General features: G+C 68.4%; 17 protein-coding genes. 11 read left to right on the forward strand and 6 right to left on the reverse strand.

Annotation, left to right across the window (positions count from 1 at the left end; all coding sequences use genetic code 11):
* Window positions 1-107: 107 nt before the first annotated feature.
* Genes ED92_RS19640 through ED92_RS19650 form a run of 3 tightly spaced genes read left to right on the forward strand, consistent with a single transcriptional unit; the run spans window position 108 to window position 1,554 of the window.
* Window positions 108-458 (forward strand): metalloregulator ArsR/SmtB family transcription factor, encoded by a 351-nt coding sequence (locus ED92_RS19640; RefSeq protein WP_152610997.1) that lies wholly within the window; start codon window positions 108-110, stop codon window positions 456-458.
* 29 nt (window positions 459-487) lie between these two features.
* Window positions 488-982: an SRPBCC family protein gene (locus ED92_RS19645; RefSeq protein WP_037340769.1), complete on the forward strand. Its 495-nt coding sequence runs from the start codon at window positions 488-490 to the stop codon at window positions 980-982.
* Complete coding sequence (locus ED92_RS19650) at window positions 979-1,554, forward strand: TIGR03086 family metal-binding protein (RefSeq protein ID WP_037340771.1); 576 nt, start codon at window positions 979-981, stop codon at window positions 1,552-1,554. Before ED92_RS19645 ends, ED92_RS19650 begins: the two co-directional genes overlap by 4 nt.
* A 6-nt stretch (window positions 1,555-1,560) precedes the next feature.
* Here the strand turns inward: ED92_RS19650 and ED92_RS19655 are convergent, their stop codons facing one another.
* Complete coding sequence (locus tag ED92_RS19655) at window positions 1,561-1,974, reverse strand: MerR family transcriptional regulator (RefSeq protein ID WP_037342453.1); 414 nt, start codon at window positions 1,972-1,974, stop codon at window positions 1,561-1,563.
* A 67-nt stretch (window positions 1,975-2,041) separates the two neighbouring features.
* Here ED92_RS19655 and ED92_RS19660 point away from each other — a divergent pair, with 67 nt between their 5' ends.
* Window positions 2,042-3,136 (forward strand): alkene reductase, encoded by a 1,095-nt coding sequence (locus tag ED92_RS19660; protein ID WP_037340773.1) that lies wholly within the window; start codon window positions 2,042-2,044, stop codon window positions 3,134-3,136.
* Window positions 3,137-3,164: 28 nt separating this feature from the next.
* Window positions 3,165-4,490: an amidase gene (locus tag ED92_RS19665; protein WP_037340775.1), complete on the forward strand. Its 1,326-nt coding sequence runs from the start codon at window positions 3,165-3,167 to the stop codon at window positions 4,488-4,490.
* Between the two features lie 83 nt (window positions 4,491-4,573).
* Here the strand turns inward: ED92_RS19665 and ED92_RS19670 are convergent, their stop codons facing one another.
* The 4 genes from ED92_RS19670 to ED92_RS19685 form a co-directional block, all read right to left on the reverse strand.
* Window positions 4,574-5,695 carry a hypothetical protein gene (locus ED92_RS19670; protein ID WP_037340777.1) on the reverse strand — a complete coding sequence of 374 codons (1,122 nt, stop codon included), beginning with the start codon at window positions 5,693-5,695 and terminating at the stop codon, window positions 4,574-4,576.
* A 118-nt stretch (window positions 5,696-5,813) separates the two neighbouring features.
* A complete protein-coding gene (locus ED92_RS19675; RefSeq protein WP_037340779.1) occupies window positions 5,814-7,805 on the reverse strand; it encodes an SDR family oxidoreductase in 1,992 nt (663 codons plus the stop codon).
* Window positions 7,806-7,904: 99 nt separating this feature from the next.
* A complete protein-coding gene (locus ED92_RS19680) occupies window positions 7,905-8,591 on the reverse strand; it encodes a class F sortase (protein WP_037340782.1) in 687 nt (228 codons plus the stop codon).
* 12 nt (window positions 8,592-8,603) lie between these two features.
* Window positions 8,604-10,073, reverse strand: a complete 1,470-nt coding sequence (locus tag ED92_RS19685; protein WP_037340784.1) for a SpaA isopeptide-forming pilin-related protein — start codon at window positions 10,071-10,073, stop codon at window positions 8,604-8,606.
* A 315-nt stretch (window positions 10,074-10,388) separates the two neighbouring features.
* Between ED92_RS19685 and ED92_RS19690 the strand changes: the two genes are divergently transcribed.
* The 5 genes from ED92_RS19690 (at window position 10,389) to ED92_RS19710 (ending at window position 15,524) form a co-directional block, all read left to right on the forward strand.
* Window positions 10,389-11,225 (forward strand): Bax inhibitor-1/YccA family protein, encoded by an 837-nt coding sequence (locus ED92_RS19690; RefSeq protein ID WP_037340787.1) that lies wholly within the window; start codon window positions 10,389-10,391, stop codon window positions 11,223-11,225.
* A gap of 73 nt (window positions 11,226-11,298) precedes the next feature.
* A complete protein-coding gene (locus ED92_RS19695; RefSeq protein WP_037340790.1) occupies window positions 11,299-11,811 on the forward strand; it encodes a hypothetical protein in 513 nt (170 codons plus the stop codon).
* Window positions 11,812-11,850: 39 nt separating this feature from the next.
* Window positions 11,851-12,222, forward strand: a complete 372-nt coding sequence (locus tag ED92_RS19700; protein ID WP_235213336.1) for a hypothetical protein — start codon at window positions 11,851-11,853, stop codon at window positions 12,220-12,222.
* A gap of 272 nt (window positions 12,223-12,494) precedes the next feature.
* On the forward strand, window positions 12,495-13,763 hold the full coding sequence (locus tag ED92_RS19705; protein ID WP_037340791.1) for a YeeE/YedE family protein: 1,269 nt from the start codon (window positions 12,495-12,497) through the stop codon (window positions 13,761-13,763).
* Between the two features lie 225 nt (window positions 13,764-13,988).
* Window positions 13,989-15,524 (forward strand): DHA2 family efflux MFS transporter permease subunit, encoded by a 1,536-nt coding sequence (locus ED92_RS19710; protein WP_037340793.1) that lies wholly within the window; start codon window positions 13,989-13,991, stop codon window positions 15,522-15,524.
* Window positions 15,525-15,624: 100 nt separating this feature from the next.
* Here ED92_RS19710 and ED92_RS19715 read toward each other — a convergent pair whose 3' ends face one another.
* The gene (locus ED92_RS19715) at window positions 15,625-16,845 is read right to left on the reverse strand and encodes an acetyl-CoA C-acetyltransferase (RefSeq protein WP_037340795.1); all 1,221 of its coding nucleotides are present in this window, start codon (window positions 16,843-16,845) and stop codon (window positions 15,625-15,627) included.
* Window positions 16,846-17,024: 179 nt separating this feature from the next.
* Between ED92_RS19715 and ED92_RS19720 the strand changes: the two genes are divergently transcribed.
* Window positions 17,025-18,395: a cystathionine beta-synthase gene (locus ED92_RS19720; RefSeq protein WP_037340797.1), complete on the forward strand. Its 1,371-nt coding sequence runs from the start codon at window positions 17,025-17,027 to the stop codon at window positions 18,393-18,395.
* Window positions 18,396-18,493 lie beyond the last annotated feature (98 nt).

The raw sequence follows: 18,493 nt of genomic DNA on the forward strand, positions 1-18,493 counted from the left end.
CCGTCGTAGATTACCACATGGTTATGGAACCGCAAGGTTATCAAGCGGAGCCGGCCGATCGTGAGAAGTCGAACTCGTGAGAACAGATGAACGAAAGGCGGGCGACCGTGGCACAGGATCTGCTCGATGTCACCTTCGCGGCGCTCGCCGACCCCACCCGTCGCGCGATCCTCGCCCGGCTCGCGCGGGGTGAGGCCACGGTGACGGAGCTGGCCGAGCCGTTCGCGATGAGCCAGCCCGCCATCTCCAAGCATCTGAAGGTGCTGGAGCGGGCGGGGCTGGTGGCGAGGGGGCGCGACGCTCAGCGCCGTCCCTGCCGCCTGGTGGCCCAGCCACTGAAGCGGGCGAACGACTGGCTCGGCGGCTACCGCCGCTACTGGGACGAGGCCTTCGCGGACCTGGATCTCGTCCTGGAAGGGGAGATCCAGCACCGGGAACGCCACGGCAAGACCGATTGACCACCGCACGAGCGGAAAGGAACAGCACGATGGGAAGAACTCTCAGCGTGACGAAATCCGGCGATCTCGAGATCGTCATGACGAGGTCCTTCGATGCGCCGAGGGCGCTGGTGTTCGACGCGTGGACGAAACCCGAGCTGGTACGCCGTTGGTTCGGTCCACGCGACTGCGAAGTCGTCGAATGCGAGATCGACCTGCGGGTCGGCGGCAGATGGCGCTACCGGCTGCGCCACGGCGGCGGGATGGAGATGCTGCTGCAGGGCGTCTACCAGGAGATCGATCGTCCTGGTCGGCTGGTCTCCCTCGAAACGAACGAGGACTGTGAGGCGTCCGAAGGTCAGGCCTTGGCGACTCTGACGTTGGTCGAACACGACGGTGTCACCACGCTGACCCAGGTGGTGCGGTACGGCTCGGAGCGAGTCCGGGACGCCGTGCTCGAATCCGGGATGGAGCGGGGCGTCGGCGAGGGCTTCGACAAGCTGGCCGAGGTCATGGCCGTTCCGGTGCGGGTGGGAACACGATGAACGCCATCGCCGACCGTTATCGCGTAAGGGCCGACGCCTTCGAGAGCAAGGTCGCCGCCGTCGAGGCCGGGCAATGGGAGAGCAAGTCTCCTTGCGCGGAATGGAACGCCAGAGATGTCGTCGGGCACATCGTCGACATGCATGGCGCGATGCTGAGCCCGTTCGGGCTTGCCCTCGGGCCGGCGCCCTCGCTCCTGGACGACCCGCTGGGCGCTTTCCGGGCGGCCCGCGCCGATGTCGAAGCCATCCTCGGCGATCCCGTGCTCGCGGCCACGGAGCACGAGACACCGACGGGGAAGATGACCGCCGAACAGCACATCGATCAAGTCGTCAGTGCCGACATGGTGATCCACGGCTGGGACCTGGCCAGGGCCACCGGTCAGGACGACACGATCGATCCGGAAGAGGTCGAGCGGATGTGGCCGGCGGCGCAGGCGATCCCCGACCAGATGAGGATCCCGGGCGCCTTCGGGCCCGGCATCGTCGTCTTCGGTCCTGAAGTGAAGGTGCCCGAAGACGCGCCCTTGCAGGACAGGCTGCTCGGACTGATGGGCCGAGACCCCAACGCCTGATACAGGTCAGACATGGATCCCGCGATGACGCCGGACGGGCCGGGCGGGAACCGGTACCTCGGCGGTACCGGTCCCCTTGGCCGCGGCCAGGACACGTTCCAGAACCGACAGAGAGGTGGTGAGCAAGGAAATCTGGTTCTGGATGCGGATCTTGGCGATCTCCAGTTCGCCGGCCAACTCCGGCGAGGGCACCAAATGCGTGTGATCCCCGGAAACACAGGGAAGGAGTTCCGCGATCTTGCCGCTGCACAACCCGGCTGAATAGAAGAGCTGGATCTGCAGCACCCTGGCGATGTCGTCTTCGGAGAAGGTCCGGTAGCCGTTGCCGCATCGGTCGGGTCGCAGCAGGCCTTCCGTTTCGTAGTACCGCAACGAGCGGACGCTCACCCCGGTTCGCTTCGCCAGTTCGCCGATCCGCATGAGTCCACAGTAGCCGCGGAAACCGGGGTTGACCGTGACGCCGGTGTCAGGGTTTAGCTTCGCGTCCATGAGGTTGCTAGAAGCGTTCCGCGGTGCCGCGATCCAGCTGCCGAACCGCATGGCGATGGCTCCGATGACCAGGGGCCGTGCCGACGATCTCACCGGCGTGCCGCATCCGCGGACGGCCGAGTACTACTCGCAACGTGCGAGCGCCGGGTTGATCGTGAGCGAAGGCATCTGGGTGAGCAGGACCGGCAAGAGCGGCCCGGGAATCCCAGGGCTGGTGACAGAGCAGCAGACCGAGGCATGGCGTGAGGTGACGGCGGCCGTGCACGAGGAAGGTGGTCGGATCTACGCGCAGCTCTGGCACGCGGGACGGGTCAGCCATCCCGGCGTGACGGGCCGGGTACCGGTGGCGCCGTCGGCGGTCCGGCAGGCTGGACGGATCTTCACGGCCGGCGGCTGGACGGACACCATCGAACCCCGCGCGCTCGGCGAGGAGGAGATCGGCGAGGTCGTCCAGGACTTCGCCGAGGCGGCACGCCGGGCCATCGAGGCGGGATTCGACGGCGTGGAGCTCCACGGTGCCAACGGCTACCTCATCCAGGAGTTCCTCGCCGGCAACACCAACCGCCGGGAGGACCGCTACGGCGGTTCGGTCGCCGCCCGGCTCACCTTCCCGCTCGAGGTGGTGGCGGCCGTGACCGAGCGGATCGGTGCGGCCAGGGTCGCTCTGCGAATCTCGCCGGGCAACCCGGAGAACGACATCGTGGAAGACGATTGGAAGGAGGTGTACTCACGACTGCTCGCGGAACTCCGCCGGTACGAGCTCGCGTACCTGCACGTCATCGATACCCCTGACGTCGAGGTGCTGTCTCACCTGCGACCTTTGTGGCCGGGAACGCTCGTCGCGAACCTGCGATCCGAGAAGCCGACCAGCCGCGCCGAGGGGGAGTCCTTGATCAGAGCCGGTCTGGCCGACGTGGTCGCCTTCGGCAGGTTGTTCATCGCTAACCCGGATTTGCCTGCCCGATTCGCTCTCCACGCCCCGCTCGCCGAGGCGGATCGCGATGTCTACTACGGCGCCCGGCTCGACGGCTACACCGATTTCCCGGCGTTCGAACCGGACTCGGCGAAGTTCGCCTGTTCGGCGCGCAGCTGATCTTGGCCGCCCGTTCTACAGTGCGGGGATGGTCAAGACGGCAGTGGAAATCGCGGCGGCTGTGCGCGCCAAGGAACTCGACCCGGTCGAGGTGACGCGTGAGGCGTTGGCCCGGATCGAGGCGGCGGACGGGGTGGTCGGCGCGTTCCGCCGGGTGCGGGTCGAGGAAGCCCTCGCCGAGGCCGCCGCTGTGGCCGAACGCGCGGATCTGGCCGATCTGCCCCTGGCCGGAGTGCCGGTCGCGGTCAAGGACGTCGCGCCGATCGAGGGGGAATACGCCTCGTGGGGTTCACGCGCGGGTTCGTCGACGCCGTCCACACAGGACGGTGAGATTGCGCGGCGATTACGCGCCGCCGGTGCGGTGATCGTCGGCCTGACCCGGGTGCCGGAGCTGTGCATCTGGCCGTCGAGCGACGATCCGGACGGGACGGCGCGCAATCCGCGCAACCCGTCGTACGCCGCCGGCGGTTCGTCGGGCGGGAGTGCCGCGGCCGTCGCGGCCGGACTCGTGCCCATCGCGCACGGCACCGACGGTCTGGGCTCGATCCGGCTGCCGTCCGCGATGTGCGGGATCGTCGGTCTCAAGCCGGGTAAGGGCGTGGTCCGCATACCGGGGGAGGACGGCTGGTTCGGCCTGTCCACGCACGGTCCGATGACGACCACGGTGGCGGACGCCGCCGTGCTGATGTCGGTCCTCGCCGAGCAACCCGGCCTGGCGGATCTCACCGAGCCGAAACGGTCCCGTATCGCCCTGTCGACCCAGGTCCCGTTGACGAGGGCGCCGCTGCCGCGCGCGTTCAGGCAGGCCGTCACCCGGGCCGGCGAGCTGTTCCGCGAGGCCGGGCACACCGTCGCGCCCGGAACACCGCGGTACAACGCCGGAGCGATCGGTGGCCTCCTCGCGCGCTGGGTCGCGGGCCCGGCCGAGCAAGCGGCCGAGTTCGATCTCGGCGCGCTCCAGCCCCGCACCCGTACCCACGTCCGGCTCGGGCGGCTGGTGGCCAAACGCGTCCGGGAGACCACCCGGGAGCGCTGGCTGGAACGTGCCGAGGAATTCTTCGCCGACCACGATGTCCTGGTCACGCCCATGATCGCGACCCTCCCGCTCAAGGCGCGCACGTGGCACGACAGCCGATGGATCGCCAATGTGCTGCCGTCGGTGCGGGTGGCGGGTTTCGCCGGGCTGTGGAATCTGGCGGGCTATCCGGCGATGTCGGTGCCGATCGGCGTGCATCCTTCGGGTATCCCGGCCTGCGTCCAGCTCGTCGCCGCGCCCGGCGGGGAAGCACTCCTGCTGGGCCTCGCCGCCCAACTCGAAGCGGCCAACCCCTGGCCACGCACCACCGCGTCCTGACCAAGTCCGAAAGAGAGCAAGGGACCTTTGCTACCACTCTCCACATGGAGTGGTAGCAAAGGTCCCTTGCTACTTCGCGCTGGTCAGGAGCCGGTTTTGGCCGGTGACGGCTTCTGCCCGTTCGCCTTCGGGCCGTTCTGCTCGCCCTGTCCGTTCTTCGGCGCAGCGGCGGCAGGCGCCGAAGAAGCGGGCTTGGCGGGAGAGGGTTTGGCGGCGGCCGGAGCGGCGGCCTTCGAGGCGGGCGGCTCGGCGGGCTTACCCGCGGGCTTCGTCTCCTCGGCCTTGTTGTCTCCGCCGACGAGCTTCGAGGCGTGCGGGATCACCGACTCCTCGGGCAGCGCGGCGAGCATCGCCTCGCTGCCCTTCAGGACCTCGTCGGCCTGCATGAGGCTCTTACGGGCCTGTTCGCGGATCTCCGCCAGCCGCTCGACCTTCCGCTGGGCGGCCGTCGTGCGCTGGGCGGCGGTCGTCGTGGCCTCGTCGAGCCTGCGCTTCGCCTCGGCCGTCGCCTCGTCGATGCGGCGCTTGGCCTCCGCGGTGGCCTCCGCGATCCGGCGTTCGGCCTGGTTCTTGCTGGCCGTCTGCTGGTCGGCGATGTGTTTCTCGTGCGCCGCCTTCTGCGCCGAGATCGTCTGCTCGAACTCGCGCTCGATCTTCCGGCGCTTGCGCTCGGCCTCGTTGTCCAGCAGTTCCCGGCGCTGGGCGGCCTCGACGGTCAGCCGCTGGACCTCGGCGCGCGTCTCGGCAAGTGCGGATTCGTGCTCGGAGTGCAGCGCGTCCGCCTGCTTGTCCAGCTCGGCGACGAGCCGCGTGTAGCGCTCGCGGAGCTTCTTCGAGGCTTCACTCGACGAAGCCCAGTGCTTCTCGGCGGCGACTTCGGCACGCTTCGTGATCTCGTCCGCGCGCGCCTGCGCGAGCGTGACAGTGCGTTGCATCCGCTCGTCGAGGTCTTCGAGCCGCTCCGGCGGCTTCTTCAGTTCCTCGATCCTGGCGTTCAGCTTCGCCACCTCGTGGCGGACGGTTTCGAGTTCGCGCGTGGCCGACGTCGCCTGCGCGATCGCGGCGTCGCGGTCGTTGATCACGCGATGCAGCTGGGCTTCGAGATGATCCAGATACTGGCGCACTTCGTTCCGGTCGAAGCCGTGCCAGGCCTGGGTGTACTCGCGCCGCAGGGGCAACAGGCCGTTGTCTCGCTCGGGAACCATGGCCACGACGGTACCTGCGTACGCGGGGTCGCCGTTGTCAGGCTTGGTGATTCACCGACGTGTGTCGTCTCTCAGCTGCGATCCCTCACCTGAACGGCCGCCACCCGTGTGCGCAGTGTCACCAATGGAACCCGCGGCTGAGCCGGGCGAGCGCCATCGCCGCACGGGACAGATGCTGCTCGCCCTTCCCGATCTTGAGTCCGCCTTCGCCGCCCGCGGCCGCGGAATCCGGGAACACGCGGAATCCTTGGTAGGCCACGGCATCCGTGAGCCCCGGCGTGAGCGTGTACGCGAGCCCGATCGCCTGCCCGGCGGGCGTGCCGATGTGCTTCGGACGTTCCCGCAGTGCCTTCATCACCATGTCCGCGGCCTGATCCGGGGATTTGGTCGGGAACGCGTCATAGATCTTCGTCGGCCGGATCATCGGCGTCCGCACGAGTGGCATGTGGATGGTCGTGAAGGTGATTCCGTCGCCGTGGGTCTCGGTCGCGGCGATCCGGGAGAAATAGTCCAAAGCGGCCTTCGACGCCGCGTACGCCGAAAAGCGCGGCGCGATTCCCTGCACGCCGATCGACGAGACGTTGACGATATGCCCGAATTTCCGCTCGGACATATGCGGCAGCACCGCGAGGATCAGCCGCACCGCGCCGAAGTAGTTGATGGCCATCGCGCGTTCGTAATCGTGGAACCGGTCGTACGACAGTTTGATCGACCGGCGGATCGAGCGGCCGGCGTTGTTCACGAGCATGTCGATCCGGCCGTGCTCGGCGAGCATCGCGTCGACAGCCTTGTGCACCGATTCCTCGTCGGTCAGGTCGGCCGGGTACACCGACGCCGTGCCGCCGGCGGCGATGATCTCGTCCCGCACTTCTTCGAGTTCGTGACGACGCCGCGCGACGAGCAGCGGCACCCCGCCCGCCGCCGCGACCTTGATCGCGGTCGCGCGGCCGATCCCCGAGGACGCGCCGGTGATGATCACGCGACGGCCGTCCAGCTCGCCGCGGGGCCCATGCTTGCGCGCGCGGAACGGGTCCAGGTGCTCTCGCCAGTAGCGCCACAGGGTGGGCGCGTACTCCTCGATCCGGGGCACCTCGACACCCGAGCCGATGAGTGCCTTGCGCGTCGACGCCGACGAGAACACCGACGGGAAGGCCATGGTCTCCAGCAGCACCGGCGGGATGCCGAGCCGCTCCATCACGGCGTCGCGCGCGATGGTGAAGCCGGGGATGTGCTCGCTCAGCTTCACCAGGTTGACGATGCCCTTGGACACGCGTTCGTTGAGCTGCACGGAGATGGTCGGCGCGCCCGCGGCCTTCGCGAAGGCGTTGTAGACCGACACGACCGGCTGCGGCTCCGGGTTGACCAGGTGGAACGCGCGCCCGTCGAGCCCCTTGGTGGTGACCAGGGCGTTCAGTGACTCGGCGACGTAGTCGACCGGGACGACGTTGGTGTCGCCGAGGTCGGGGCCGACGATCGGCACGTCGGGCAGCCCGGCCAGCCTGCTGATCGCGGGGAACAGGTAGTACGGGCCGTCGATCTTGTCCATCTCGCCGGTCTCGGAGTTCCCGACGACGACCGCGGGCCGGTACACCCGCCACGGCACGTCCTGCTGTTCGCGGACGAGGCGCTCCGCCTCGAACTTCGTGCGGTGGTACGGCGTGAGGAGCCGCTGGCCGACGTCGAACATCTCCTCGGTGAACATGCCCTCGTGGTCACCGGCGACGGCGACCGAGGACACGTGGTGCAGGCAGCCGGCGTTCAGTTCGGCGGCGAGCGCGATCACCTGCGCGGTGCCTTCGACGTTGGCCTTGATGCTGGCTTCGTCGTCGGCGGTGAGGTCGTACAGGGCGGCGAGGTGCACGACGTGGTCGACGCCGCGAAGCTTCTCTCGATCCTCTTCGCCGACGCCGAGCAGCGGCTCGCCGAGGTCACCGGTGACGAGGGTGACGCGTTCGGGATGCGGCCAGGCGTTCACGAGTTTCGCGAGTTTGTCCCGTGATGACGCGCGGACGACGAGTGCGACCTTGTCGACGTCGTCCCGGGTGAGCAGTAGCCGGGTGAACTGGCGCCCGATCAGTCCGGTCGCCCCGGTCACCAGAAAAGTCGCCATCTGCCTCACCCTTCACCGTGCTCGCCCGCGTCCCCCGGCATTCTGCTGCATCGGGACGGCGAGGACCACCACGGCGCCGGTGAAGTTACTCACGGGTAACTAGGCCGGGTCGGCGATGACGACCCGGTTCTCGGCGTAGCCGGTCTCCCCGCCGACCCAGCGGCCGCCGCAGGTGACGAGGACGATCCGATGTGGACCGGACTGGCCGAACAACTCGTCCGCCCGCTGCGGCAGCTCGTTCTTCTTCAGCGTGATCAGCTGGGAGACCTTGTACTGCCAGGACTTCCCGGCCTTGTCGACCACGGTGACGGCGCCGCCGATCCGCTCGGTCCACAGTTCCGCGAACGGGCCCGTCGCGCCCTTCCAGTTCACGTGCCCGGCGAACACGCTCGCCCCGGTGGCCGAGCTCAGCTCGGCGCCCCACCAGGTCACTTCGCCGAGGTTCTCCGGCACCGGAAGCTCCGCGCCCGGCCCGAGTTCCTTGCGCACGAGTTTCGCCGCGCCGCCCGCGGGCAGCCGAATCGTCCCCGGGCCCTGCGGCTTCGGGGCTTCAGGCTCCTTCGACGACGGCGGCGGAGCGGACGTCGGGGTCGTGGGGACGATGTCCGGCGGAGGCGGGACCTCCTGCTGTGCGGGCGCGGCGGGGGCGCCACCCGCGACGGTGACGGAGACGGGCTGAGCCGTCCCCGTCACCACGGTCGTCGGCGGCCAGATGAGCAGGGCCGCGACGAGGTCCGCGCACAGGACCGTGATCGCTCCCAGCGCGAACCCGCGTCGTACTGACATTCCTGAACCCTCTTAGCGTCGCGAAGACCGCCGCGCGGCCACGCCCACCATCACCGAACCGAGCAGCGCGAGCGCGCCGACGCCGAGGATGCCGGCGGTCGACGCCGAGTTCTCGACGGTGCCCTGCATCATCGCCACCGGCCGGTCACCGGCGGGGATGGTGCGCGGTACCTCGTTGGGCGTGTTGGCGACCTTGAGGGCCAGCGTCTCACCCGGCTTGAGCTCGCCGCAGGCGGACGGCGGATTCTTCGGGTCGAACGCGTTGGTGTAGCCCGGCGGCGCGCTGACCTCGACCACGCAGATCTCCTGCGGGGTCCGCAGGTTCTCCACGGTGACCGTGCCGTTCTCGCCTTCGGTGGTGACGACGGCGGGTTTGCCGTCGGCGCCGTTGAGCGGCTTGCCGTCGTGGCCGACGGCGGCGGTGGACTTGTCCTTGGCGGTGATCCGCAGCGCGGCGCCCGCGATGCCCTTGCCGGTCTTCGCGTCGACCTTGGTCACCTGGACCTTGCCCGGCTTCGCGACGACCGCGACCCCCTGGGCCTTCAGTTCCTTCTCGCCACCGGTCGACACGACCTTCTGCACCCCGGTCTCGACGGGGAACTGCACGTACGGCCGGTCCGCGGGGGCGGACAGCGAGCTGGCCAGCTTCGGCTGGTCACCGGTCGGCGTCACCTTTACCGTGACGGTGCCGTCCTCGCCGGTCTTCACCGTGGTGGCCTTCTCGGCCTTGGCGTTCGAGGTCGACGCGGGTTTCGTGCTCTCGCCGCCGCCGATGGTCGCGTTCGAAGGCGTGAGCTGCACGGGCACGCCGGAGACACCCTTGCCCTTGGCGTTCTTGACGCTGATCGTCCACTCACCCGCGGTGCCGATGTGCTGGTCTTCCTTCGGCGGCGCGATCGCGGTGGTCCACGGGCCGCGGTTGGCTTCGGCGTCCTTGGTCAGCTTCTCGACGGCCGTCGCGGCGTCGGCGTGCTGCGCCTTCAGCTTGTCGAGGTGGCTCTGGACGTCGTAGCCGACCTTCTCCGGCGGGAGGCTCGGCTTCAGGTCGTCGGCGGAACGTGGCTTCGACGTCCACGAGTGCAGCAGGTGCGCGAGCGCGGCGGCCTCGGCGTTGTCCTTGGTGCCGCCGTAGCGCAGCAGCAGATAGGAGATGTTGGCCGCGGTGTCCTCCGGGAGCTTCGCGCCCCACTTGTCGAGGAGTTCGTCGCCCGGCTGGTACTTCTCGTTGGTGTCCGGCGCCTTCAGCTGGAAGGAGACGCAGAACACGTGCTTGCCGTTGACGACGTAGGAGCCCAGCCAGTCGCGCTCTCTGGGCTTGTCACTGACCGTCTGGCCGGGCGTGACCTGGTAGCCGACGCCCTCCTCCTTGGCGGCCGAAGCCGGTGTCGCCGCGACGGTGGCGGACAAGGCGCCTAGCAGGCACGTCGCGATCAGGCTGGTCAAGGCGCGCGAACGCACGCTCGGGCGTGTGGTCCACCCCATGGTGTGTTGACTCCTTTGGCCGTGCTCTGCCGTCGACGCCTGTACGTCGACGCAGGTCACACGATCGATAGGTTCCCCGACACGCCTTCGGTGATTATCCGAACACGCAACGTGGAGAGTGTCCTGTGAGCAGCGCTTTTGGCAATAGGGCATCAGGTGGGGTATCGGTGAACGGTCGGTGATCTCCGCCGCATACGGTGTGGGGGATGGGCGTCGCGCCGATTGTGAGTAAAGTCGTCTTTACTTCGACGGGAACCGGGCGGCCCTCGCGGTCGTTGAACCCGATGCAGGTGCCAGTAGATCCAGGAGGATCAGGTGCGATCCAGTAGCAACCCGGCGTTCCGGAACCTGCCGCGTGGCGCGGCTCAGTACGGACCCAACGTAGGCTTCAACCAACCCCAGGGCGGCGTGCCCGGCTACGGCCCTCCGCAGACCTCCGCCGGCGCCGACGACCGTCCGATGACCGTCGACGACGTCGTCATCAAGACGGCGCTGAGCCTCGGCACCGCGCTGGTGACCGGTGTGCTCACCGGGATCTGGGCGCTCAGTCAGCTGCCCACGGACGCCGCGGGCCGGATCACCGGTATCAGCGGCGGCGTGATCGGCGCCCTCGTCGGCGGCATGATCGTCGGCCTCGTGATCTCGCTCGTGATCATCTTCAAGCAGAAGCCGAGCGGCCCGCTCACGCTGGCGTACTCGGCGGCCGAGGGTGTCTTCCTCGGTGCGATCAGCGGCCTTTTCGAGGCGCTGTACCCCGGTATCGCGCTGCAGGCGATCATCGGTACCGCGGGTGTCTTCGTCGCGATGCTGGTCGTCTACAAGACCGGCGCGGTCAAGGTCACCCCGAAGCTGACGAAGTGGATCATCGGCGCCGTCGTCGGTGTCGCGATCCTGATGCTGGTCAACCTCATCACCAGCTTCTTCGGCTTCAACCCGCTGCGTGACGGCGGGCCGATCGCGATCATCTTCAGCCTCGTGGTGATCGGTGTCGCGGCGTTCAGCTTCCTGCTCGACTTCGACCAGGCCGACCGGATGATCCGCGAAGGCATGCCGTCGAAGTGGGCGTGGTTCGCCGCCTTCGGTCTGATGACCACGCTGGTCTGGCTGTACCTCGAGATCCTGCGGCTGCTGTCGTACTTCCAAAACGACTGACGCGGATTCTCCGCGAAAGGGCGCTCCGAGCGATCGGGGCGCCCTTTTCCGTGGCGGCGAATACCCTGCTGGCATGACCGAACACAGGCGTTCCAAGTGGTTCTGGCTGGGCATCCTGCTGTCGGTCGCGATCGTGGTGCTCAGCGCGTCCTCGTGGATCATCGGTTATCTCTCCAACACGGACGACGTCCGGGTGGGCGACTGCTACGCGGTCACCACCTTCGGCGATGTCGACGAGGATCCGGCCAAGGCGGACTGCGGCTCCGTCGAGGCCAACGCGAAGGCCGGGGCGAAGACCGACGCCGGCGGCGCGTGCCCGGCGGGCGAATACGACCAGCTCACCGTCGACAAGACGTTCGCCTCGTACCGGCTCTGCATGATGATCAACGCGAAGCAGGGCGACTGCTTCGAGAACTTCCTCGCCGACAGCGTGGCCTATCAGAAGGTTTCTTGTTCGGACCGTGCGAAGGACGCCGAGGTCCTGAAGGTGGTCGACGGTGTCGCGACCTGTGACGACACGGAAGCCACCCATCTCAAGAGCTACTCGACGCCGCCGTCGACGGTCTGCGTGAAGAGCCTCAAATAGCGACCTCCACCAGGGACTTTCACCCTTTCGGGAGGCTGGATGGTGGCCCAGCCCGACGTCTTCGGGCAGCCGTCTGCACCCAAGAAGTCCAAGCTCACCTGGCTGAGATTCGCCATCCCGGTACTCGTCGTCGTGATCGGCGGCGGCCTGTTCCTCTTCAACCACTTCACCGGGACGGGCAGCGCCCAGGCGGGCGACTGCCTGAGCGTGACCGAATTCTCCCGGACGGCCGACGACCCGAAGCAGATCGACTGCGGCGCGCCGGAGGCGAACGTCAAGGTCGCCGCCCGAGTGGGCGGCGGCGAGTCCTGCCCGGAGGGCGGCTACGACAGCGTCTCGATGTCCGGCCGGATCTCGTACAAGCTGTGCCTCATGCCCAACGTCAAACAGGGCGACTGCCTCAAGGGTTAAGTCTCGCAGACCGCCGGCTACCAGAAGGTGTCCTGCTCCGACCCCGCCAAGGACGCGGAACTGGTGAAGATCGCCAACGTTTCGGACGAGGCGTCCTGCGAGGGCACCGAAGCCAAACGCGTGCCGGGGGAGCAAGGGACCTTTGCTACCACCCCGCCATCCGGCCGCGTCGGAGCCGCCGTTCGTCGCACAGTGTGGGACGGGCTGCGATCGGACGGTCACCGGTCCTAACGTTGCTCGTCCCCCACCCCGCCGATCGATCAGGAGTCCTGGTGGCGACGACGGAAACCCAAGCCGGTGAGAAGAAACTCCTCGACTTCCCGACCTCTTGCGCCGCCCCGGTCCCGCAACCGGAGGAACCGGTCAAGGTCGTGCCGCTGGCGGTCGCGGGTGCCCTCGCGATCGGGCTGACCTGGTACGTCTGGGCCGCGCACGGCGCGAAGTTCGGCGTGCTGCTCATCCTCGGCCTCCTGCTCGGCCTCGCGCTCTTCCATTCCCGGTTCGGATTCACCTCGGCCTGGCGGCAGCTGATCGCGGTCGGGAACGGCCAGGGCCTGCGGGCGCACACGCTGCTGCTCGGCACGGCCGCGACGTTGATCGCGCTGATCGTCGGCACCGGTTCCGGGCTCTTCGGCAGCACACCGAAACCGACCGCGGGCGGGCTGGGACTAGCGCTGTTCGTCGGCGCGACGATCTTCGCCATCGGCATGCAGCTGGGTGGTGCGTGCGCGTCGGGAACGTTGTTCGCCGTCGGTTCCGGGCAGTCGACGATCGTGCTCACCCTCGGCGGGTTCATCACCGGATCGGTCCTCTACACGTGGGCGTATCCGCTGCTGTCGGGCTGGCCCGAGTTCAAGGGTGTCCTGCTCGCCGACCACGTCGGCTGGTTCGGTTCGTGGGTGATCACCGTCGCCGTCCTCGCCGCGATCGTGCTGGGGACCCGGTTCGTGCAGAAGCGCCGCAACCCGCCGCCGGTCGACGTCGTCCCGACCGCGCGCGGATTCGCCCGGATCTACCGCGGCTCCTGGCCGATCCTCGTCGGCGCCGTCGTCCTCGGTGTGCTGGCGGGCGCGGTCTTCCTGGTCTCCGGCGGGATCTGGGGTGTCACGAGCGCGTTCAGCCTGTGGGGCGCCAAGATCCTGCAGGTGTTCGGCCTGCACCCCGAGACCTGGGAGTTCTGGCGGATCAAGGCGAACGCGGCTTCGCTGGCGGGGCCGATCTGGAAGGACAAGAACAGCCTCACCGACATCGGCATCATGATCGGCGCGGGGGTCGCGGCCGCGGCGGCGGGCGCGTGGAAGATCCACAGCTCGATCCCGTGGCGGACCGCCGTGGCCGCGGTGCTCGGCGGGATCCTGATGGGCGTCGGCGCGCGGATGGCCGGCGGCTGCAACATCGGCGCCTACCTCGGCGGTATCTCGGTCGGCAGCCTCCACGGCTGGCTGTGGGGCGTCTTCGCGCTCGGCGGCACCTGGATCGGGCTCAAGCTGCGGCCGCTGTTCGGGCTCGGCAATCCGGCTCCGGCCGACAGCGTCTGCTGATCACTCTTCGTCACGCCCTGTACGCGGGTCTGCCCTTTCGGCCCGCATACAGGGAAAAAGTTGGCAGGTAAAACCCGTGTTCGGCTACCCTCGGCTACATACCTGAGCTTGCGCCCTCAGGCACAAGCTCGGTTGGGGAAGGCCCGGCGCTTCGCCGGGCGTCGATCTCGTAGTCGCGACCACGGGGGTTGTCGCGTCCACTCAGTACCAGGGGACGGACCTTTCATGTCAACGCAAAGCCCGGCCGCACCGGGCGGCGACAAACTCGACGCCGGCGTGCTCAAGGTCGCCGGCGTCGTCATCCTCGGCGCGATCATGGCGATCCTCGACACGACGGTCGTCAACGTCGCGCTCCAGAAACTGACCATCGAGTTCCAGACCTCGTTCGACACCATCCAGTGGATCGCGACCGGCTACATGCTCGCCCTGGCGACGGTCATCCCGATCACCGGCTGGGCTTCGGACCGGTTCGGCACCAAACGGCTCTACATGACCGCGATCGGGCTGTTCCTGATCGGCTCGATGCTCGCCGGGATGGCCTGGAACGTCGAATCGCTCATCATCTTCCGGGTCCTGCAGGGGTTCGGCGGCGGCATGTTGATGCCGGCCGGCATGACGATCCTGACCAGGGCCGCCGGTCCGCACCGGATCGGGCGGGTGATGGGCGTGCTCGGGGTGCCGATGCTGCTCGGCCCGATCGGCGGCCCGATCCTCGGCGGCTGGCTGGTCGACGCGGTGAGCTGGCGCTGGATCTTCTACATCAACGTGCCGATCGGCCTGATCACCATGGCGATGGCCTGGCGCCTGCTGCCGAAGGACCGGCCGGAACCCAGTGAGCGGTTCGACTTCGTCGGCATGCTGATGGTCTCGCCGGGTCTGGCGGCGCTGATCTTCGGCGTCTCGAACATCCCGGCGGCGGGCGGTGTCGGCGCGGTGGACGTCTGGCTGCCCGCGCTGGCCGGGGTCGCGCTGCTGGTGGCGTTCGTGTTCCGGGCGAACCGGGTCACGAACCCGCTGCTGGACCTGAAGCTGTTCAAGAACCGGTCGTTCTCCGTCGCCATGGTGACGATGACCTTCTTCTGTGTCGCGTTCTTCGGCGCGATGCTGCTCCTGCCGACGTACTTCGTGCTGGCGCGCGGCGAATCGGCGATGAACGCCGGCCTGCTGCTCGCCCCGCAGGGTGTCGGCGCGATGCTGACCATGCCGATCGCCGGCCGGTTCGCGGACAAGATCGGCGCGCGGAAGATCGTGCTGCCCGGTCTCGTGCTGATGCTCGCCGGATTGATCGCTTTCACCCAGATCACCGCGGCGACGCCGTACTGGCTGCTGCTTTCGGCGCTGTTCGTGATGGGGCTCGGTATGGGCGCGACGATGATGCCGATCACCTCGGCCGCGTTGCAGACGCTCAAGTCGCAGGACATGGCGAAGGCGTCGACGGCGACGAACATCCTGCAGCAGACCGCCGGGGCGATCGGCTCGGCCGTGCTGTCGATCATCCTGGCGGCGCTGCTCGCCGGGAAGTTCGGCGTGCCGACCGCGCAGGGGCAGCTGGCCGCGACGGCCGCGGTGATGAACCCGGCGACGCGCGAAGCGGCTTCGGGGCTGACCGCGGACGCGTTCTCGACGACGTTCCTGTGGTCGATGATCCTGCTCGCGCTGTGCCTGATCCCGGCGGCGTTCCTGCCGAAGACCAGGCCCGCCGTGCCGGAGGGTGCGGCCGACGGTGAGGTCGCCGCGGCACCGCCGGTCATGACCCACTAGGGCACGAAAAAGAGAGCAAGGGACCTTTGCTATCGCTTACTTAGCCACGCTAAGCGAGTGGTAGCAAAGGTCCCTTGCTCTCTTTTCGCAGGTCAGCGGGTCAGGAGAGGCGCTCCAGCACCATCGCCATACCCTGGCCGCCACCGACGCACATCGTCTCGAGGCCGAACTGCTTGTCGTGGTGCCGCAGCGAGTTGATCAGCGTCGAGGTGATCCGCGCGCCGGTCATGCCGAACGGGTGGCCGACGGCGATCGCGCCGCCGTTGACGTTCAGCCGGTCGAGGTCGATCCCGAGGTCCTTGTACGACGGGATGACCTGCGCGGCGAACGCCTCGTTGATCTCGACGAGGTCGATGTCGCCGATGGACATCCCGGCACGCTCGAGCGCCCGCTTCGACGCCTCGACCGGGCCGTAGCCCATGATCTCCGGCGACAGCCCCGAAACCCCGGTCGAAACGACGCGGGCGAGCGGCGTGAGGCCGAGTTCCTTCGCCTTGGTGTCGGACATGATGATCACCGCGGCGGCGCCGTCGTTGAGCGGGCAGCAGTTGCCCGCGGTGATCCGGCCGTCGGGGCGGAAGACCGGCTTGAGGCCGGAGACGCCTTCGAGGGTGACTCCGGCGCGCGGGCCGTCGTCCTTCGAGACCACCGTGCCGTCCGGGAGGGTCACCGGGGTGATGTCGTTGGCCCAGAAGCCGTCGGCGATGGCCTTCTCGGCGAGGTTCTGCGAGCGGACGCCGAACTCGTCCATCTCCTCACGCGAAACGTTCTTCAGCCGCGCCAGGTTCTCGGCGGTCTGGCCCATCGCGATGTAGACGTCCGGCAGGGCACCGTTCTCGCGCGGGTCGGTCCAGCTGTCGGCGCCCTCGGCCGCCACCTGCGCGGTGCGGGCCTCGGCGTCGGCGAACAGCGGGTTGTGCGTGTTCGGCCAGGAGTCCGAGCTGCCGTTGGCGAAGCGGGAAACCGTCTCGACGCCGGCGGAGATGAACACGTCGCCTTCGCCCGCCTTGATCGCGTGCAGCGCCATGCGGGTGGTCTGGAGGCTCGACGAGCAGTACCGCGTGATCGTGCAGCCGGGCAGGTGGTCGTAGCCGAGTTCGACGGCGACGGCCCGGCCCATGTTGAAGCCCTGCTCGCCGCCGGGGAGACCACAGCCCAGCATGAGGTCTTCGATCTGCGTCGGGTCGAGCTCGGGGACCTTGTCGAGCGCGGCGCGGACCATCTGCGCGGTGAGGTCGTCCGGACGGATGCTCACCAGCGATCCCTTGCCGGCGCGGCCGATCGGGGATCGGGCGGTGGAGACGATGACGGCTTCGGGCATGGAACGACACTCCCTTGTTCTCGATCCAGACGCGCTAAGCGGTTGCTCACCCCGCATCCTCCACCGGAGGGAGGTGCGGGTCAAAGGCGAACGCGACCCACGCCACTCTCCGAAAGTGCGGTTTTCACGCCGCCTGGTTGAGTGGACACATCACGACCTGCGGCGTTTAGGCTGTGGGAGTGGAATACGTCGAGCACATCGTGGACCTCGTGGGCAACACCCCTCTGGTCAAGCTGAACGCACTGGCCGAGGGGCTGCAGCCGCTCATCCTGGCCAAGGTCGAGTACGTCAACCCCGGCGGCAGCGTCAAGGACCGCATCGCGCTGCGGATGATCGAAGCCGCGGAGCGGTCCGGCGAACTGAAGCCCGGCGGCACCATCGTCGAGCCGACGTCCGGCAACACCGGCGTCGGGCTGGCCATGGTGGCGCAGCGCAAGGGGTACAAGTGCGTGTTCGTCTGCCCGGACAAGGTCAGCGAGGACAAGCGCAACGTGCTCAAGGCCTACGGTGCCCGCGTCGTGGTCTGCCCGACCGCGGTGGCGCCGGAGCACCCGGACTCCTACTACAACGTCTCCGACCGCCTCGTCCGTGAGATCGAAGGCGCCTGGAAGCCGAACCAGTACGCCAACCCCGAGAACCCCGCCAGCCACTACCACTCGACCGGCCCGGAGCTCTGGAGCCAGACCGAGGGCAAGATCACGCATTTCGTCGCGGGCGTCGGCACGGGCGGCACGATCTCGGGCACCGGCAAGTACCTCAAGGAGGTCAGCGACGGACGCGTCCAGGTCGTCGGCGCCGACCCCGAAGGTTCGGTGTACTCCGGCGGGACCGGACGGCCGTACCTGGTCGAGGGCGTCGGCGAGGACTTCTGGCCGGACACCTACGACCGCGACATCGCCGACCGGATCATCGCGGTGTCGGACGCGGACTCCTTCGACATCACCCGCCGCCTCGCGCTCGAAGAAGGGCTGCTCGTCGGCGGTTCGTGCGGTATGGCCGTCGCCGCAGCGCTCAAGCTCGCCGAGGGACTCGGCCCGGACGACGTCGTCGTCGTGCTCCTGCCGGACGGCGGCCGCGGCTACCTCACCAAGGTGTTCAACGACAGCTGGATGTCCTCCTACGGTTTCCTGCCGCCGGACTCCAGCGGCGCGACCGTCGGCGACGTCCTGATGAAGAAGAGCGGCTCGCTGCCGAGCCTCGTGCACAGTCACCCGAACGAGACCGTCGCCGAAGCGGTGGCGATCCTTTCGGAGTTCGGCGTCAGCCAGATGCCCGTGGTCAGCGCGGAGCCGCCGGTCATGGCTGCCGAGGTCGTGGGCGCGGTCAACGAGCGCGACCTGCTCGAAGCGCTCTTCACCGGCAAGGCCCAGCTCGCCGACCGGCTCGAGCAGCACATGTCGCCCCCGCTGCCGACCATCGGCGCCGGTGAACAGGTGAGCGCGGCGATGAACGCGCTCTCGGGCGCCGACGGTGCGCTGGTGCTGGTCGACGGCAAACCGGCGGGGGTCGTCACCCGGCACGACCTGCTCGCGTTTCTCGCGGGACGGTAAAGAGGCATTTCATCGGATGGTCGGGCCGGGGCGTTACGAGCGGCCCGCCCGGCTATCCGATAGCGTGTCCGGTGAGTTGAACTTTTATGTCCTCGTCA

The organism is Amycolatopsis sp. MJM2582, from assembly GCF_000754115.1.
GTDB classification, from domain to species: domain Bacteria; phylum Actinomycetota; class Actinomycetes; order Mycobacteriales; family Pseudonocardiaceae; genus Amycolatopsis; species Amycolatopsis japonica.

Bases quoted from the DNA above. Each gene is read 5' to 3' on its own strand.
- ED92_RS19645 (WP_037340769.1), top strand. From the start codon at position 488: ATGGGAAGAACTCTCAGCGTGACGAAATCCGGCGATCTCGAGATCGTC.
- ED92_RS19650 (WP_037340771.1), top strand. From the start codon at position 979: ATGAACGCCATCGCCGACCGTTATCGCGTAAGGGCCGACGCCTTCGAG.
- ED92_RS19655 (WP_037342453.1), bottom strand. From the start codon at position 1,974: ATGCGGATCGGCGAACTGGCGAAGCGAACCGGGGTGAGCGTCCGCTCG.
- ED92_RS19660 (WP_037340773.1), top strand. From the start codon at position 2,042: ATGAGGTTGCTAGAAGCGTTCCGCGGTGCCGCGATCCAGCTGCCGAAC.
- ED92_RS19665 (WP_037340775.1), top strand. From the start codon at position 3,165: ATGGTCAAGACGGCAGTGGAAATCGCGGCGGCTGTGCGCGCCAAGGAA.
- ED92_RS19670 (WP_037340777.1), bottom strand. From the start codon at position 5,695: ATGGTTCCCGAGCGAGACAACGGCCTGTTGCCCCTGCGGCGCGAGTAC.
- ED92_RS19675 (WP_037340779.1), bottom strand. From the start codon at position 7,805: ATGGCGACTTTTCTGGTGACCGGGGCGACCGGACTGATCGGGCGCCAG.
- ED92_RS19680 (WP_037340782.1), bottom strand. From the start codon at position 8,591: ATGTCAGTACGACGCGGGTTCGCGCTGGGAGCGATCACGGTCCTGTGC.
- ED92_RS19685 (WP_037340784.1), bottom strand. From the start codon at position 10,073: ATGGGGTGGACCACACGCCCGAGCGTGCGTTCGCGCGCCTTGACCAGC.
- ED92_RS19695 (WP_037340790.1), top strand. From the start codon at position 11,299: ATGACCGAACACAGGCGTTCCAAGTGGTTCTGGCTGGGCATCCTGCTG.
- ED92_RS19700 (WP_235213336.1), top strand. From the start codon at position 11,851: ATGGTGGCCCAGCCCGACGTCTTCGGGCAGCCGTCTGCACCCAAGAAG.
- ED92_RS19710 (WP_037340793.1), top strand. From the start codon at position 13,989: ATGTCAACGCAAAGCCCGGCCGCACCGGGCGGCGACAAACTCGACGCC.
- ED92_RS19715 (WP_037340795.1), bottom strand. From the start codon at position 16,845: ATGCCCGAAGCCGTCATCGTCTCCACCGCCCGATCCCCGATCGGCCGC.